This window comes from Cellulomonas sp. ICMP 17802, from assembly GCF_041295535.1.
Classification (GTDB): Bacteria; Actinomycetota; Actinomycetes; order Actinomycetales; family Cellulomonadaceae; genus Cellulomonas.
On sequence record NZ_JBGFQZ010000007.1, the window covers coordinates 15,050 to 28,912 of the forward strand.

At 74.3% G+C, this 13,863-nt stretch carries 16 protein-coding genes and 1 tRNA gene; 13 read left to right on the forward strand and 4 right to left on the reverse strand.

Annotation, left to right across the window (positions count from 1 at the left end; translation table 11 throughout):
* Positions 1 to 35 precede the first annotated feature (35 nt).
* The 6 genes from rsmA to AB5970_RS08410 all read left to right on the forward strand — a co-directional run bounded on the left by rsmA (position 36) and on the right by AB5970_RS08410 (position 5,093).
* Positions 36 to 974 carry a 16S rRNA (adenine(1518)-N(6)/adenine(1519)-N(6))-dimethyltransferase RsmA gene (rsmA, locus tag AB5970_RS08385; RefSeq protein ID WP_370503474.1) on the forward strand — a complete coding sequence of 313 codons (939 nt, stop codon included), beginning with the start codon at positions 36 to 38 and terminating at the stop codon, positions 972 to 974.
* Complete coding sequence (locus AB5970_RS08390; protein ID WP_370503475.1) at positions 971 to 1,909, forward strand: 4-(cytidine 5'-diphospho)-2-C-methyl-D-erythritol kinase; 939 nt, start codon at positions 971 to 973, stop codon at positions 1,907 to 1,909. Before rsmA ends, AB5970_RS08390 begins: the two co-directional genes overlap by 4 nt.
* A 51-nt stretch (positions 1,910 to 1,960) precedes the next feature.
* The gene (locus tag AB5970_RS08395; protein ID WP_370503476.1) at positions 1,961 to 2,296 is read left to right on the forward strand and encodes an ArsR/SmtB family transcription factor; all 336 of its coding nucleotides are present in this window, start codon (positions 1,961 to 1,963) and stop codon (positions 2,294 to 2,296) included.
* On the forward strand, positions 2,293 to 2,751 hold the full coding sequence (locus tag AB5970_RS08400; RefSeq protein WP_370503477.1) for an SRPBCC domain-containing protein: 459 nt from the start codon (positions 2,293 to 2,295) through the stop codon (positions 2,749 to 2,751). Before AB5970_RS08395 ends, AB5970_RS08400 begins: the two co-directional genes overlap by 4 nt.
* A 22-nt stretch (positions 2,752 to 2,773) precedes the next feature.
* On the forward strand, positions 2,774 to 3,241 hold the full coding sequence (locus tag AB5970_RS08405; RefSeq protein WP_370503478.1) for an SRPBCC family protein: 468 nt from the start codon (positions 2,774 to 2,776) through the stop codon (positions 3,239 to 3,241).
* Between the two features lie 64 nt (positions 3,242 to 3,305).
* On the forward strand, positions 3,306 to 5,093 hold the full coding sequence (locus AB5970_RS08410) for an ABC-F family ATP-binding cassette domain-containing protein (RefSeq protein WP_370503479.1): 1,788 nt from the start codon (positions 3,306 to 3,308) through the stop codon (positions 5,091 to 5,093).
* On the opposite strand, the gene AB5970_RS08415 is transcribed toward AB5970_RS08410, so the two are convergent.
* From AB5970_RS08415 to AB5970_RS08430, 4 genes are all read right to left on the reverse strand, one after another.
* Positions 5,090 to 5,893, reverse strand: coding sequence for an MBL fold metallo-hydrolase (locus AB5970_RS08415; RefSeq protein ID WP_370503480.1), 804 nt, complete (start codon positions 5,891 to 5,893; stop codon positions 5,090 to 5,092). The two genes, AB5970_RS08410 and AB5970_RS08415, sit on opposite strands and share 4 nt — an antisense overlap.
* Before the next feature lie 67 nt (positions 5,894 to 5,960).
* Positions 5,961 to 7,136, reverse strand: coding sequence for an MFS transporter (locus AB5970_RS08420; protein ID WP_370503481.1), 1,176 nt, complete (start codon positions 7,134 to 7,136; stop codon positions 5,961 to 5,963).
* A 4-nt stretch (positions 7,137 to 7,140) separates the two neighbouring features.
* Positions 7,141 to 7,665 carry a MarR family winged helix-turn-helix transcriptional regulator gene (locus AB5970_RS08425; protein WP_370503482.1) on the reverse strand — a complete coding sequence of 175 codons (525 nt, stop codon included), beginning with the start codon at positions 7,663 to 7,665 and terminating at the stop codon, positions 7,141 to 7,143.
* Positions 7,666 to 7,700: 35 nt separating this feature from the next.
* On the reverse strand, positions 7,701 to 8,300 hold the full coding sequence (locus tag AB5970_RS08430; protein WP_370503568.1) for a TetR/AcrR family transcriptional regulator: 600 nt from the start codon (positions 8,298 to 8,300) through the stop codon (positions 7,701 to 7,703).
* 105 nt (positions 8,301 to 8,405) lie between these two features.
* Between AB5970_RS08430 and AB5970_RS08435 the strand changes: the two genes are divergently transcribed.
* The 7 genes from AB5970_RS08435 to pth all read left to right on the forward strand — a co-directional run bounded on the left by AB5970_RS08435 (position 8,406) and on the right by pth (position 13,779).
* Positions 8,406 to 8,477: transfer RNA gene (locus AB5970_RS08435), tRNA-Gln, on the forward strand.
* Positions 8,478 to 8,493: 16 nt separating this feature from the next.
* On the forward strand, positions 8,494 to 8,757 hold the full coding sequence (locus AB5970_RS08440) for a hypothetical protein (RefSeq protein ID WP_370503483.1): 264 nt from the start codon (positions 8,494 to 8,496) through the stop codon (positions 8,755 to 8,757).
* 64 nt (positions 8,758 to 8,821) lie between these two features.
* Positions 8,822 to 10,438, forward strand: coding sequence for a bifunctional UDP-N-acetylglucosamine diphosphorylase/glucosamine-1-phosphate N-acetyltransferase GlmU (gene glmU, locus AB5970_RS08445; protein ID WP_370503484.1), 1,617 nt, complete (start codon positions 8,822 to 8,824; stop codon positions 10,436 to 10,438).
* Positions 10,435 to 11,418, forward strand: coding sequence for a ribose-phosphate diphosphokinase (locus AB5970_RS08450; RefSeq protein WP_370503485.1), 984 nt, complete (start codon positions 10,435 to 10,437; stop codon positions 11,416 to 11,418). Before glmU ends, AB5970_RS08450 begins: the two co-directional genes overlap by 4 nt.
* Before the next feature lie 4 nt (positions 11,419 to 11,422).
* Complete coding sequence (locus tag AB5970_RS08455; protein WP_370503486.1) at positions 11,423 to 12,094, forward strand: SIMPL domain-containing protein; 672 nt, start codon at positions 11,423 to 11,425, stop codon at positions 12,092 to 12,094.
* A 258-nt stretch (positions 12,095 to 12,352) separates the two neighbouring features.
* Positions 12,353 to 12,982 (forward strand): 50S ribosomal protein L25/general stress protein Ctc, encoded by a 630-nt coding sequence (locus AB5970_RS08460; protein ID WP_370503487.1) that lies wholly within the window; start codon positions 12,353 to 12,355, stop codon positions 12,980 to 12,982.
* 176 nt (positions 12,983 to 13,158) lie between these two features.
* Complete coding sequence (pth, locus tag AB5970_RS08465; protein WP_370503488.1) at positions 13,159 to 13,779, forward strand: aminoacyl-tRNA hydrolase; 621 nt, start codon at positions 13,159 to 13,161, stop codon at positions 13,777 to 13,779.
* Positions 13,780 to 13,863 lie beyond the last annotated feature (84 nt).

A 13,863-nucleotide genomic window follows, 5' to 3' on the forward strand; every position in this document is an offset into this window, starting at 1 on the left:
CGGGGGTTCTGCCGCGCTCGCCTAGGCTCGTGCGCATGTCGACCGCCACCACGCTGCTCGGGCCCGCGGAGATCCGCGAGCTGGCGGAGCGCGCGGGCGTGCGCCCGACCAAGCAGCTGGGCCAGAACTTCGTGCTCGACGGGGGCACGGTGCGCAAGATCGTGCGGCAGGCCGACGTCGCCGAGGGCGACCGCGTGGTCGAGGTGGGGCCGGGTCTCGGCTCGCTGACCCTCGGCCTGCTGGAGGCCGGGGCCGACGTCGTCGCCGTGGAGATCGACCCCACGCTCGCCCGGCTGCTGCCCACCACGGTCGCGCGGCACGTCCCCGGCCTGACCGTGGTCGCGGGCGCCGACGACGAGCCCGTGGTGCTCCGCGACGACGCGGGCCGGGACCGCCTGACCATCGTCTTGTCCGACGCCCTCGACGTGCACGAGCTGCCCGGGCCGCCGCCCGTCGCGCTCGTCGCCAACCTGCCCTACAACGTCTCCGTGCCGGTGCTGCTCACGTTCCTCGAGCGGTTCGGCTCGCTCGAGCGGGTGCTCGTCATGGTCCAGGCCGAGGTGGCCGACCGGCTCGCGGCGCCCCCCGGCAGCCGCACGTACGGCGTGCCCTCGGCGAAGGCCGCGTGGTACGCGTCGGCCCGCCGGACGGCCACCGTCGGGCGCTCGGTGTTCTGGCCGGCCCCGAACGTCGACTCGGCGCTCGTGCGGTTCGACCGGCGCGAGCCGCCCACCACGGTCGCGCCGCGCGAGGCGGTGTTCGCGGTGGTCGACGCCGCCTTCGCCCAGCGCCGCAAGATGCTCCGGTCCGCGCTGGCCACGCTCGCCGGCTCGCCGGACGCGGCCGTCGCGGCCCTCCTGGCGGCCGGCGTGGACCCGCAGGCTCGGGGCGAGCGGGTGGACATCGGGGGCTTCGCGCGCATCGCGGAGCACCTCGGGCCGGTCGCCGGACGACCTGGCACAGTGGAGCCGTGACGCTGACTCCCGTGGCCCCGCTGCCCGAGCACGAGGTCAAGGTCCGCGCGCCCGGCAAGGTCAACCTGTCGCTGCGGGTGGGTCCGCGCGAACCGGACGGGTACCACGCCGTCTCCACCGTGTTCCAGGCGGTCTCGGTGTTCGAGGAGGTCGTCGCCACCCCGGCAGACGACCGTGTGCTCACGGTCAGCGGACCGCAGGCGGAGCTCGTGCCGACGGACGGGTCCAACCTGGCGCTGCGGGCCGCCGCGCTGCTGGCGGACCGGGCGGGGATCGACGACGGCGTGCACCTGCACGTCCTCAAGGGCGTGCCCGTCGCGGGCGGGATGGCCGGCGGGTCGGCCGACGCCGCCGCGGCGCTCGTGGCGTGCGACGCCCTCTGGCGCACCGGTCTGAGCCGGGACGACCTGCTGGAGCTCGCCGCCGAGCTGGGCTCGGACGTGCCGTTCGTGCTGGCCGGCCACACCGCCGTCGGCTCCGGCCGGGGCCACCTGCTCACGCCCGCGCTGAGCCGCGGGGAGTTCCACTGGGCGTTCGCCGTGCAGGACCGCGGGCTGTCGACCGCCGCGGTGTACCAGGCGTTCGACGAGCTGCACGGCTCCGCCGTCGTCCCCGACCAGGAGGACGACGTGCCGCTCATGCAGGCCTTGCGCGCGGGGGATCCCCGGGCGCTCGGCGCCGCGCTGCACAACGACCTGCAGATGGCCGCGCTCGAGCTCGACCCCGGGCTGGCCGAGCCCCTCGCGGTCGCCCAGGACGCGGGAGCGCTCGGCGTCGTGGTGTCCGGCTCGGGTCCCACCGTCGCCGCCCTCGGGCGCAGCCGCCAGCACGCACTGGTGCTCGCCGCCGCGTTCACCGCGTCGGGCGTCGCGGACCGCGTGCTCACCGCCTCGGGCCCCGTCGCCGGCGCGCGCGTCGTCAGCACGACCGACTGACCGTCCCCGTCCGCTCTTGACTTCTCGCCGCGCGCGGCAATACTTAAGCACATGCTTAACAGTGGCGAGCTCGACAAGGTCTTCAAGGCCCTGTCGGACGCGAGCCGCCGCGCGATGGTCGAACGCCTGGTGCGCGGTCCGGTCTCCGTCAGCACGCTCGCCGCACCGTTCGCGATGTCCCTGCCGGCCGTCCACCAGCACCTCGCGGTGCTCGAGGACGCGGGCATCGTCACCTCGCACAAGATCGGCCGGGTCCGCACGGTCCAGCTCGCGACCGACGCCCTGACGGGCGCGGGGGAGTGGATGGGCCGACAGCGCCTGCCCGCCGAGCGCCGGCTCGACCGGCTCGGCGACTTCCTCGCGACCACAGGAGAGGACGAGACATGACCAGCACCACGCAGCGCACCCAGGTGCACAGCACGTTCCAGCTCGAGCGCACCTATCCCGCCCACCGCGCCCGGGTGTGGGCGGCGTTCGCCGACGCCGACGCCAAGCGGCGCTGGTTCGGCGGCGAGGGCGTCGCCGAGTTCTCCGACGACGTCCGGGTGGGCGGCCACCAGGTGACCGCCGGCTCGATCCCGGGCGGTCCCGCCTACCGGTACCGCTCCACGTACACCGACGTCGTCGACGGCGAGCGCCTGGTCGCCACCTACGACATGTGGCTCGACGACGCCCACATCTCCACGTCGATCAGCACGATCACCCTCGAGGACGCCCCCGACGGCACCCACGTCACGTGGACCGAGCAGGGCGTGCACCTCGACGGCCACGACACCGGCGCCGAGCGCGAGCACGGCACCGGCGAGCTCATGGACGCGCTCGGCGCGTCGCTCCGGATCTGAACCCCACGAGAGGAACGACCTCATGACCACGCAGACCAGCAGCAGCATCGCGCACGCGACGTTCGTCGTCGAGCGCACCTTCGACGCACCGATCGACCGGGTCTGGGACGCGTTCGCCGTCCCGGAGCAGCACGCGCAGTGGTTCGGCGCGGAGGAGAACTTCAACCAGACCGAGGCCTCGGAGGACTTCCGCGTCGGCGGCCAGGCCGTGCAGGACGGCCAGTGGCACGGCGGCCCGACCAGCCGCTACGTCGCCACCTACACCGACATCGTCGAGCGCGAGCGGATCGTGTCGACGTACGACATGTGGGTGGACGGGGCGCACCTGTCGACGAGCCTGACGACGACCGAGCTCGAGGCCGTCGACGGCGGCACCCGCGTCACGTTCACCGAGCAGGGCGTGTACCTCGACGGCAAGGAGGACGGCAGCGGACGTGAGGAGGGCTTCCGCGGCATCCTCGAGGCGCTCGCGGCGTTCCTGGCGCGCTGAGTCCCGCTCCCGCTGCCGCCGCGGAGCCAGGGCGAGCGCCCGTCTGCGGGTAGCCTTCCTGCAAATGGCTCACCTTCTCGGCGCTGACCGCGTCACGCTCACGCTGGGCACGCGCACCCTGCTGGACCAGGTCTCCCTCGGGCTCGACGACGGCCAGAGGATCGGCGTCGTCGGGCCCAACGGCGCCGGCAAGTCGACCCTGCTGCGGGTCCTGTCCGGGCTCCAGCCGCCCGACGACGGCCGCGTGACCCGCGCGGGCGGCGTCCGGGTGGCGGTGCTCGAGCAGCGGGACGACCTGCTGGCGGGCAGCACCGTCCTCGACGTCGTGCACGGGTCCGCCGACGAGCACGAGTGGGCCACCGACTCGCGCATCCGCTCGGTGCACGCCGGGCTGCTCGCGGACGTCGCGCTCGACGCCGACGTCGCCACGCTGTCGGGCGGCCAGCGCCGCCGGGTCGCGCTCGCGGCGCTGCTGGTGCGCGACGACGAGGTGCTCGTCCTGGACGAGCCCACGAACCACCTCGACGTCGAGGGCGTCGCGTGGCTGGCCGCCCACCTGGTCGAGCGCTACACCGGGTCGAACGGCGCGCTGGTCGTGGTCACCCACGACCGCTGGTTCCTCGACGCCGTCTGCACGCGCACGTGGGAGGTCCACGACGGCGGGGTCGACCAGTACGAGGGCGGCTACGCCGCGTACGTGCTGGCGCGCGCCGAGCGGGCGAGGACCGCGTCGACCACCGAGGAGAAGCGGCAGAACCTGCTGCGCAAGGAGCTCGCGTGGCTGCGCCGGGGGGCTCCCGCGCGGACGTCGAAGCCGAAGTTCCGCATCGACGCCGCCAACGCGCTGATCGAGAACGAGCCGCCCCCGCGCGACCAGCTGAGCCTCACGCGCATGGCCACGGCCCGGCTGGGCAAGGACGTGCTCGACATCGAGGACGCCTCGGTGGTCTACGGCGACCGGGTGCTGCTGCACGACATCACCTGGCGCCTGGGCCCGGGCGACCGGGTCGGGCTGGTCGGCGTCAACGGCGCCGGCAAGACCTCGCTGCTCCGGCTGCTGTCCGGCCGCCAGCAGCCGACGACCGGCCGGGTGAAGCGCGGCAAGACGGTGCAGGTGGCGGAGCTGACGCAGGACGTCGAGGACCTCGACGAGCTGGCCGGGCTGCGCGTGATCGAGGTGATCGAGAGCGAGAAGCGCTCGGTGGTCGTCGGCGGCAAGGAGCTGACCGCGGCGCAGCTGGTCGAGCGGCTCGGGTTCGACCGCGAGCGGTCCCGGACCCCCGTGCGCGACCTGTCGGGCGGCGAGCGCCGCCGGCTGCAGCTGCTGCGGCTGCTCGTCGGCGAGCCCAACGTGCTGCTGCTCGACGAGCCGACCAACGACCTCGACACCGACACCCTGGCCGCGCTGGAGGACCTGCTGGACGGCTGGCCCGGCACCCTGATCGTCGTCTCGCACGACCGCTACCTGCTCGAGCGCGTCTGCGACACGCAGATGGCGCTGCTGGGCGACGGCCTGCTGCGCCAGCTGCCCGGCGGCGTCGAGCAGTACCTGGACCTGCGGCGCACCGCGACCGCCACGACGTCGTCCCCGCTGGACGCGCGGCCCGCGAGCACGCAGGCCCCGGCGGCGGTCTCGACGGCCGACCTGCGCACCGCCCGCAAGGAGATCGCCCGGATCGAGCGCCGGCTGTCCCGCATCGCCGACCAGGAGGCGGTCCTGCACCAGCGCATGTCCGACCAGGCCACCGACCACCAGGCCGTCCTCGCCCTCGACGCCGAGCTGCGCGCGCTCGCCGCAGAGAAGGACGAGCTGGAGACGGCCTGGATGGAGGCCGCGGAGGTCGTCGGCTAGGCCTGCCTCTGGGCGAGCTGCTCCAGCTGCCGCTCGTGCGTGCCGGCGACCCAGTCCCAGCCGGCCCGGGCCGAGGGGCCGACCCGCGGATCGCTCGGGACCTCGTCGGCACGCAGGGCGAGCAGGTACGCCGTGTCCAGGTCGATCCGGTCGCGCAGCTGGTCCCGGCCCCCGACCGACCCGTGGCCCGGGACGACGACGTCGACCTCGCCCGCGACGCCGTCGAGCAGCCGCAGCGCGGCGAGGTAGTCCCCGAGCGGGTCGGCGGTGCCACGCAGGTCGAGCAGAGGGACCAGGACGTCGGACAGCAGGTCGCCGGCGACGAGCACACGGCGCTCCTCGACGAGCAGGGCCGCGTGGCCGGGGGCGTGCGCGTCGTGCTCGACGATCCGCACCGCGGGCCCGTGCCAGGGGATCCGCGTCGCACCGGCAGGCAGGCCGGTGATGCCGCCCAGCAGGTCGAGCGGCACCTCGTCGGGGATGCCGACGAGCCTGGCGACCGCCGCCACCCCGCCCGACAGCCGGTCGGCCGCCGTGGCCGCGCAGCGCGCGGTGCCGTAGCGCGGTGCGTCGCCGAGCCCGGGGTGCCACAGCAGGTGGTCCCAGTGGGGGTGCGTCGAGAAGCCCACGACGACGGACTGGCCCAGCTCCTGGATGTCCTCGACGAGGCACGCCAGCTCGTCGCCATACACCCCCGCGTCGACGAGCAGCACGCCGTCCGGGCCCTGCACGACGACGGCGTTGCTCTGGCAGAAGACGCTCTCGTGGACCAGCACACCCTCGGCGACCTGCGTGAGCATCAGCGGCCTTCCTCGTCGTCGGCGACCGGGTACCCGTGCATGGTGGCACGGGCCGGGGAGCGCGTGCCTAGCCCTCGCGACGCATGCTGCGCAGCGCCAGGGCGGAGGCGGTCCCCATGGTCAGCAGGGCCGCGAGGACGACGAGCAGCGGCGCCGTCCAGCCCCCGCTCGAGCTGTGCACCGCGCCGAGCACGCTGGGCCCGAGGGCCGCGCAGCCGTAGCCGATGCTCTGCACGGTCGCGGACATGCGCCGCGCCGCCGCCTGCGACCGGGCGGTCGACGCGATCACGGTGAAGATGACCGCGAAGTTGCCGCCCTGCGCCACGCCCGCGAACGTGCACCAGAGCGCCCACCCGGAGGGCGCGAGCAGCAGGCCGAGCGGCAGGGCGAGCCAGCCGACGGCGATCGCCGCCGACACGGCCGCCACCGGCGCGCGCCGACCGAGCGCGATCGGCACGGCGATGCCGCCGACCATGCCGAACAGCTGGAACAGCGCCGCGGCGCCGCCCGACGCGGCCCGCTCGAGCCCGAGCGTGTCGTGCAGGAGCGACGGGAGCCAGGCGCTGACCGCGTAGTACCCGAACGCCTGACCGGCGAACGCGACCGCGAGCAACCACGTGACCGGCCGCCGCCACACGTTCGGCGCCGCCGCGGTGGCCACCAGCACGGCGGGCTCGGCCCGGTTGAAGGGGTACGCCCGCTGCCACACCACCAGGGCCGCGACCGCGAGCAGCCCCCAGGACGCCAGCGCCCAGCGCCAGCCGACCACGGCCGCCAGCGGGGCGGTCAGGGTGGTGGTCAGGACGCTGCCGCCGTTGAGCGCGGCGGTGTACAGGCCGGTGACGCGGGGCACGTGGCCGGGGAAGTCGCGGCCGATGACCACGGGGACGGCGACGTTGCCGGCCGTGATGGCGACGCCGATCAGCACGGTGCCGACGAGGGCGGTGCCGAACCCGTCCGCGGAGCGCAGCAGGGTGCCGGCCAGCACGGTGACCAGCGACGCCGCGACCACCCGCCCGGTGCCCAGCCGCCCGAGCAGCACGGCCATCAGGGGCGTGGCCAGCGCGAAGCACAGCACGGGGATGCCCGTGAGCACGCCGACGCCCGCGGCGCTCAGCCCCAGGTCGGCCCGGACGTCGTCGACGACGGGTGCCAGGGCGGTGATCGGCGCCCGCAGGTTGAGCGCGTACAGGAGGACGGCGGCGAGCAGGAGCCCTCGCGCGGCGGACCGCGCCGCCGTCATGCCCTCACGACGCGTCGAACGGCGCGGTGACCTCGCGCAGCAGGTCGGCCAGCCGGTCGCGGTCGGCCTCGTCGAGGTCGCCCAGCAGGCCGCGCTCGACGTCGAGCAGGTCGGCGAACGCCGCGTCGACCCGGGCCAGGCCGGCGGGCGTGAGCTGGACCAGCACCCCGCGGCGGTCGTCGGGCGCGGGCTGCCGCTCGACCAGGCCGTGCTCGGCCAGGCGGTCGATCCGGTTGGTCATGGTGCCGCTGGTGACCAGCGTCTGGGTGAGCAGCGCCCCCGGGGAGAGCCGGTACGGAGCGCCCGCCCGTCGCAGGGCGGAGAGCACGTCGAACTCCCACGTCTCCAGGTCGTGCCGGGCGAACGCCGACCGGCGGGCCAGGTCGAGGTGCCGGGCCAGGCGGCTGACCCGCGAGAGCACCGTGAGGGGGCGGACGTCGAGGTCCGGGCGCTCGCGCTGCCAGGCGAGGACGATCCGGTCGACCTCGTCGCGGGACCCCGGGGCGTCCGGGGACGTGCGTGCCACCATGACGCGAGATTACTCGACGTCGACAGAGATCCGGCTCACACGCTGCCGGTCAGCGTGGGCCGGCGCTCGAGGCCGGACAGGCCGTTCCACGCGAGGTTCACCAGGTGCGCGGCGACCACGTTCTTGCTGGGGCTGCGGGCGTCCAGCCACCACTGACCGGTGAGCGCGACCATGCCGACCAGCATCTGCGCGTAGATCGGCGCTGTCTTGGGGTCCTGGCCCTGCTTCTTGAACTGGTCGGCCAGCAGGTGCTCGACCTGCGTGGCCACGTCGCCGATCAGGCTCGAGAACGTGCCGGTCGCCTGCGCCACAGGGGAGTCCCGTACGAGGATCCGGAACCCGTCCTCCGACGCCTCGATGTACCCGAGCAGGGCGAGCGCCGTGCGCTCCACCAGCACCTTCGGGTGCCCGCCGCCCTCGAGCGCGCCGCTCAGGGCACTGGTCAGGGCCTGGATCTCGCGGTCGACGACGACCGCGTAGACGCCCTCCTTGCCGCCGAAGTGCTCGTACACGACCGGCTTCGAGACCTCGGCGCGGGCGGCGATCTCCTCGACGCTGGTGCCGTCGAACCCCTTCTCGGCGAACAGGCGGCGCGAGACGTCGAGCAGCTGGGCCCGCCGCTGCGTCCCCGTCATGCGGGAGCGGGGTGCGCGCTTGCTGTCGGTGGCCACGCGCCCATCATGCCGTGAGGGTCCCGTCCTGCCTGGCAGACTTGGCGGCCACGACGCGTCGGGCGTCGGTCCGCCCTGGTGTAACGGCAGCACGCCGGCCTTTGGAGCCGTGCAGTCCAGGTTCGAATCCTGGGGGCGGAGCGGTACGGTGCGGAACATGGCGACGACGCGCGGGACGCGTGCTCCGTACCTCCTGCTCGGCGTGCTGGTCTTCGTGGTGGTGTCCCAGGTGGTCGACCTCGCCGTGGGTGCGCCCGAGGTCGGCGTGCGCGTCGCGGTGATGGTGGCCGCGGCCGTCGGTGCGGTGGCGACCGGCGTCCGGATCGTCCGCCTGCGGCGCGTGGTGCCCCCGCCGCCCCGCTCCCTCACCCCGGCGCCCGAGGACCCCGGCGCGGCCGGAGCGACCTCCGCGCGCGGGTAGAGTGCACGGTGCGCACGAGATCCGCCGCCCGAGACCCGGGCAGATCCGCGAGGAGCACCCCCAGGTGACGTTCCCCCGCCCGGCCGCCGTCGTCGTCCTCGCCGCAGGTGAAGGAACCCGGATGCGCTCGGCGACTCCCAAGGTCCTGCACACGCTCGCCGGCCGCAGCATGGTCGGCCACGCGCTCGCCACGGCCCGAGCCCTCGACCCCGGCCGCGTCCTGGTGGTCGTCCGCCACGAGCGTGAGCGCGTCGCCGCGCACGTCCGCGAGCTGGACCCGCAGGCGCTGCTCGCCGACCAGGACGAGATCCCCGGCACGGGCCGCGCGGTCCAGGTGGCCATGACGGCCCTCGACGCGGCCGCCCAGGCCGACGCGGCGAAGGACACCAGCGCCGGCTCCGCCACGCACGCGCAGGTGGCCGGCGCGGTCGTCGTCATCGCGGGCGACGTCCCGCTGCTCGACGCCGCCACGCTGCACGAGCTGCTCGCGGCCCACCACGCCGACGGCAACGCGGTCACGGTGCTCACCACCGAGGTGGCCGAGCCGACCGGCTACGGGCGCATCCTGCGCGAGCCCGGCACGGGTGACGTGCTGGGCATCGTCGAGGAGAAGGACGCCGACGACGCGCAGCGCGCGATCACCGAGATCAACTCCTCGATCTACGTCTTCGACGCCGACGTGCTGCGCGGTGCGCTCGGCCGGCTCGGCCGGGACAACGCGCAGGGCGAGGTGTACCTGACCGACGTCCTCGCGATCGCGCGGACCGACGGCGGGCACGTGCGCGCACTGCGCACCGACGACCCGGTGCTGGTCGAGGGCGTCAACGACCGCGTCCAGCTGTCGGTGCTGCGGGCCGAGATGAACCGCCGCATCCTCGAGGACTGGATGCGCGAGGGCGTCACGGTGGTCGACCCGGCCACCACCTGGGTGGACGTGGACGTCGAGCTCGAGCGCGACGTGACCCTCCTGCCCGGCACCCAGCTGCACGGCGCCACGGTGGTGCGCGAGGGCGCGACCGTGGGCCCCGACACCACGCTGACCGACGTCGAGGTGGGCCCCCGGGCCAGCGTCGTGCGCACGCACGGCCTGCTCGCGGTGATCGGCGCGGACGCCAGCGTGGGCCCGTTCGCCTACCTGCGCCCGGGCACGGTGCTCGGCGACGCGGGCAAGATCGGCACGTTCGTCGAGACCAAGAACGCGCAGATCGGCACCGGCTCCAAGGTCCCGCACCTCTCCTACGTGGGCGACGCGACGATCGGCGAGCACACGAACATCGGCGCGGCGTCGGTCACGGTCAACTACGACGGCGTGAACAAGCACCGCACCACCATCGGCTCGTACGCCCGCACGGGCGCGGACAACATGTTCGTCGCGCCCGTCACCATCGGCGACGGCGCGTACACGGGGGCCGGCAGCGTGATCCGCCGCGACGTGCCGTCCGGCGCGCTCGGCGTCAGCGCCGGCGCGCAGCGCAACATCGAGGGCTGGGTGACCCGGGCGCGGGCCGGCACGGCCGCCGCGAACGCCGTCGTCCGCCGCCCCGGGGCCGACGACGACCTGTCGCCCCAGGCCCGCGCCGAGCGCGAGCGCGCCTCCGCGGCCGCCGCCGACGCACCACCGACGCCACCGCCCGCACGTCCCGACTCCACCGGCCCGAACACGAAGGACTCCGCACGATGACCGGGATCATCTCCTCGGACGGCGAGAAGCGTCTGGTGCTCCTCTCGGGGCGCGCGCACACCGACCTCGCCACCAGCGTCGCGGCCCACCTGGGCATCGAGCTCCTGCCGACCACGGCCTACGAGTTCGCCAACGGCGAGATCTACACGCGGTTCGGGGAGTCGGTGCGCGGCGCCGACACGTTCGTCCTGCAGTCCCACGCGTCGCCCATCAACACCTGGATCATGGAGCAGCTGCTCATGGTCGACGCGCTCAAGCGGGCCTCCGCCAAGACGATCACGGTCGTCGCGCCGTTCTACGGGTACGCCCGCCAGGACAAGAAGCACCGCGGCCGCGAGCCGATCTCCGCACGCCTCATGGCGGACCTGTTCAAGACCGCCGGCGCCGACCGGCTGATGAGCGTCGACCTGCACGCCGCGCAGATCCAGGGCTTCTTCGACGGCCCGGTGGACCACCTGTGGGCCATGCCGATCCTCACGGAGTACGTGCGCAGCCGCGTCGACACCACCAACGTCACGGTCGTCTCGCCCGACGCCGGGCGCATCCGCGTGGCCGAGCAGTGGGCCGCCAAGCTGGGCGGCGGGCCGCTGGCGTTCGTGCACAAGACGCGCGACATCCGCAGCCCCAACAAGACGGTGGCCAACCGCGTGGTCGGCGACGTCGAGGGCCGCAGCTGCGTGCTCGTCGACGACCTCATCGACACGGCCGGCACGATCGCCGGCGCGGTCCGCGTGATCCTGGAGGCCGGGGCCAAGGACGTCATCGTCGCGGCCACCCACGGCGTGCTCTCCGACCCCGCGGTCGAGCGCCTGCAGGGCTGCGGCGCGCGCGAGGTCGTCATCACGGACACGCTGCCCATCGCCGAGGACCGCCGCTTCCCGCAGCTGACGGTGCTGTCGATCGCCCCCTTGATCGCACGCGCCATCCGCGAGGTGTTCGACGACGGCTCGGTGACGTCCCTCTTCGACGGCCAGGCCTGACGCCATGAGCGGCCACGACGACGAGCAGCGCGGTCGTCGAGGGCCGCGCGGCGGCGTGACCGTCACGGGCTCGGGGGCGGCGGACGCCGTCCCGGACGTGGCGATCGCGGACCTGGGCGCCGAGGCCCGCGCGGTGGACGCCGAGCGCGCGCTGGGCCTCGCCGCGGACTGCATCGACCGGATGCGCGCCGTCCTGCGCGAGGCCGGCGTGGACGACCACGCCCTGCGCACGACGCAGTCGAGCACGTGGACCGACGGCTCCGCGCTGGGCTCGTCCCGCGTCGTGGCCCGGCTCGGCCTGCAGGTCCGGCTGCGGGACGTCGGGTCGGCGGGCGACCTGGTGGCCGCCGCGGTCGGCGCGGGCGGCGAGCCCGCGCGCATGGACGGCATCCGGCTCGAGGTGAGCGACCCGACCGAGGCGCGGTCCCTGGCGCGCGAGGCCGCGTGGACCGACGCGGTGACCCGCGGCAGCCACTGGGCCGGGCTCGCGGGCCGGCGGCTGGGCGAGGTGCAGTGGGTGCAGGAGGGCGGCTCCGGCGACGCCCCGGTGTTCCTCGGCCGGGCCAAGGGCATGACCGCGGCGATGGCGGTGCCGGTCGAGCCGGGCGTGCAGGCGGTGACCGCTTCGGTGACGGTGCGCTGGGCGTGGGCGGACGAGGATCACGCGGGCCGCTGACGAGCGGGTTGGGCAGCACGGCTCCGACCGGGTAGTCTCTCCAGGTTGCCTCGGCGAGGGACGAAGGACGGTCGACGAAGGTCCACGACCACCTGCGCTCCGTGATCGACTGGGCGAGCGCCTCCGCGTGCCCGTCCTGCGTCCCGCGTCGAGGCCACCACATCTGCGTTCAACGCGTCGCCGGCCTCCGTGTCGCGTCGCCACCAATCAACCGCCACGTCGCGTCCACTACGCCGACGTCAGCACTGGGGAGTACACGTGTCCGAGGTCAAGCTCGTCGCCACCACCCGCACCGAGTTCGGCAAGGGTGCCGCGCGCCGCCTGCGTCGCACCGACCAGATCCCTGCCGTCCTGTACGGGCACGGCTCGGACCCGCTGCACGTCGCCCTCCCGGGCCACGCGACGATGCTCGCGGTCAAGCACGCCAACGCGCTCTTCGCCATCGAGCTCGACGGCAAGACCACGCTCGCGATCACCAAGGACGTCCAGCGCGACGTCGTCAAGAACACGATCGAGCACGTGGACCTGCTCATCGTGAAGAAGGGCGAGAAGGTCTCGGTCGACGTCCCCGTGACGATCGTCGGCGAGTCCGCCCCCGGCACCATCCACGTCGTCGAGACGCAGACGCTGTCCCTCGAGGCCGAGGCGACGCACCTGCCCACCGAGGTCGAGGTCTCCATCGAGGGTCTCGAGGGCGGCAACAGCGTCAACGCGGGCGACGTCACGCTGCCCGCCGGCTCGGTGCTGCTGACCGACCCGGAGATCACGGTCGTCTCCGTGAGCGTCCCGCACGCGTCCGCCGAGGACGTCGCCGCCGAGGAGGCCGCGGCCGAGCTCGCGGCGTCGCAGTCGGCTGCGTCCGCGGCCGCCGCGGAGTCCGAGGGCTGAGCCGCAGCGCAGTGAAGGGTGAGGGTCGCGGAGCGGCACTCGCCCGGAGCGGAGCGCAGGCTCGGACCGACCATCTGCCCGAGGGCTGACGCTCAGCTTTCCCTTCGACGCCCGGTACCGTTCCGATGGTGCCGGGCGTCGTCGTTCCCGCACGAACCCCGCACGAGGAGAACCCGATGAGCGACGGACCCTGGCTGGTCGTCGGCCTCGGCAACCCCGGCCCGCAGTACGCCGGCAACCGTCACAACGTCGGCCAGATGGTGCTGGACGAGCTGGCACGCCGGGCGGGTGCCACGTTCGGCACCCGGGCCTCCGGGCTGCTCTCGCGCCGCCCGCAGGCCGCGGTCGCCGAGGCGCGCCTCGGGGTGCTCCCGGGCGGTGCGCCGGGACCGCGGGTGGTGCTGGCCAAGCCGACGACGTACATGAACGTGTCGGGCGGACCGGTCGCCGCGCTGGCCAAGTACTACGACGTCCCGCCCGAGCGGACGGTCCTGGTGCATGACGAGCTCGACATCCCCTTCGCGGACGTCCGGCTCAAGCGCGGCGGGGGCGAGGGCGGCCACAACGGCCTCCGGGACACCACCAAGGCGCTGGGTACCAAGGAGTACGTTCGAGTCCGGGTGGGTGTCGGCCGCCCGCCGGGCCGCATGGATCCGGCGGACTTCGTGCTGCGCGACTTCGCGAAGGCCGAGGTCAAGGACCTGCCCTGGCTGATCGACGCCGCGGCGGACGCGGTCGAGCTCGTCGTCACCGTCGGCCTCGAGGCGGCGCAGCTCAAGTTCCACACCAAGGCCTGAGCACCCGGCCGCCCCACGCGGGTGAACTATGGGTGAAAACGGACAAAAGGGTCTATCTCCTACCGATCTACCCGCATAGCCTCC

Coding starts and splice junctions, on each gene's coding strand:
- rsmA (WP_370503474.1), top strand. CDS start 36: ATGTCGACCGCCACCACGCTGCTCGGGCCCGCGGAGATCCGCGAGCTG.
- AB5970_RS08395 (WP_370503476.1), top strand. CDS start 1,961: ATGCTTAACAGTGGCGAGCTCGACAAGGTCTTCAAGGCCCTGTCGGAC.
- AB5970_RS08400 (WP_370503477.1), top strand. CDS start 2,293: ATGACCAGCACCACGCAGCGCACCCAGGTGCACAGCACGTTCCAGCTC.
- AB5970_RS08405 (WP_370503478.1), top strand. CDS start 2,774: ATGACCACGCAGACCAGCAGCAGCATCGCGCACGCGACGTTCGTCGTC.
- AB5970_RS08410 (WP_370503479.1), top strand. CDS start 3,306: ATGGCTCACCTTCTCGGCGCTGACCGCGTCACGCTCACGCTGGGCACG.
- AB5970_RS08415 (WP_370503480.1), bottom strand. CDS start 5,893: ATGCTCACGCAGGTCGCCGAGGGTGTGCTGGTCCACGAGAGCGTCTTC.
- AB5970_RS08420 (WP_370503481.1), bottom strand. CDS start 7,136: ATGACGGCGGCGCGGTCCGCCGCGCGAGGGCTCCTGCTCGCCGCCGTC.
- AB5970_RS08425 (WP_370503482.1), bottom strand. CDS start 7,665: ATGGTGGCACGCACGTCCCCGGACGCCCCGGGGTCCCGCGACGAGGTC.
- AB5970_RS08430 (WP_370503568.1), bottom strand. CDS start 8,300: ATGACGGGGACGCAGCGGCGGGCCCAGCTGCTCGACGTCTCGCGCCGC.
- AB5970_RS08440 (WP_370503483.1), top strand. CDS start 8,494: ATGGCGACGACGCGCGGGACGCGTGCTCCGTACCTCCTGCTCGGCGTG.
- AB5970_RS08450 (WP_370503485.1), top strand. CDS start 10,435: ATGACCGGGATCATCTCCTCGGACGGCGAGAAGCGTCTGGTGCTCCTC.
- AB5970_RS08455 (WP_370503486.1), top strand. CDS start 11,423: ATGAGCGGCCACGACGACGAGCAGCGCGGTCGTCGAGGGCCGCGCGGC.
- pth (WP_370503488.1), top strand. CDS start 13,159: ATGAGCGACGGACCCTGGCTGGTCGTCGGCCTCGGCAACCCCGGCCCG.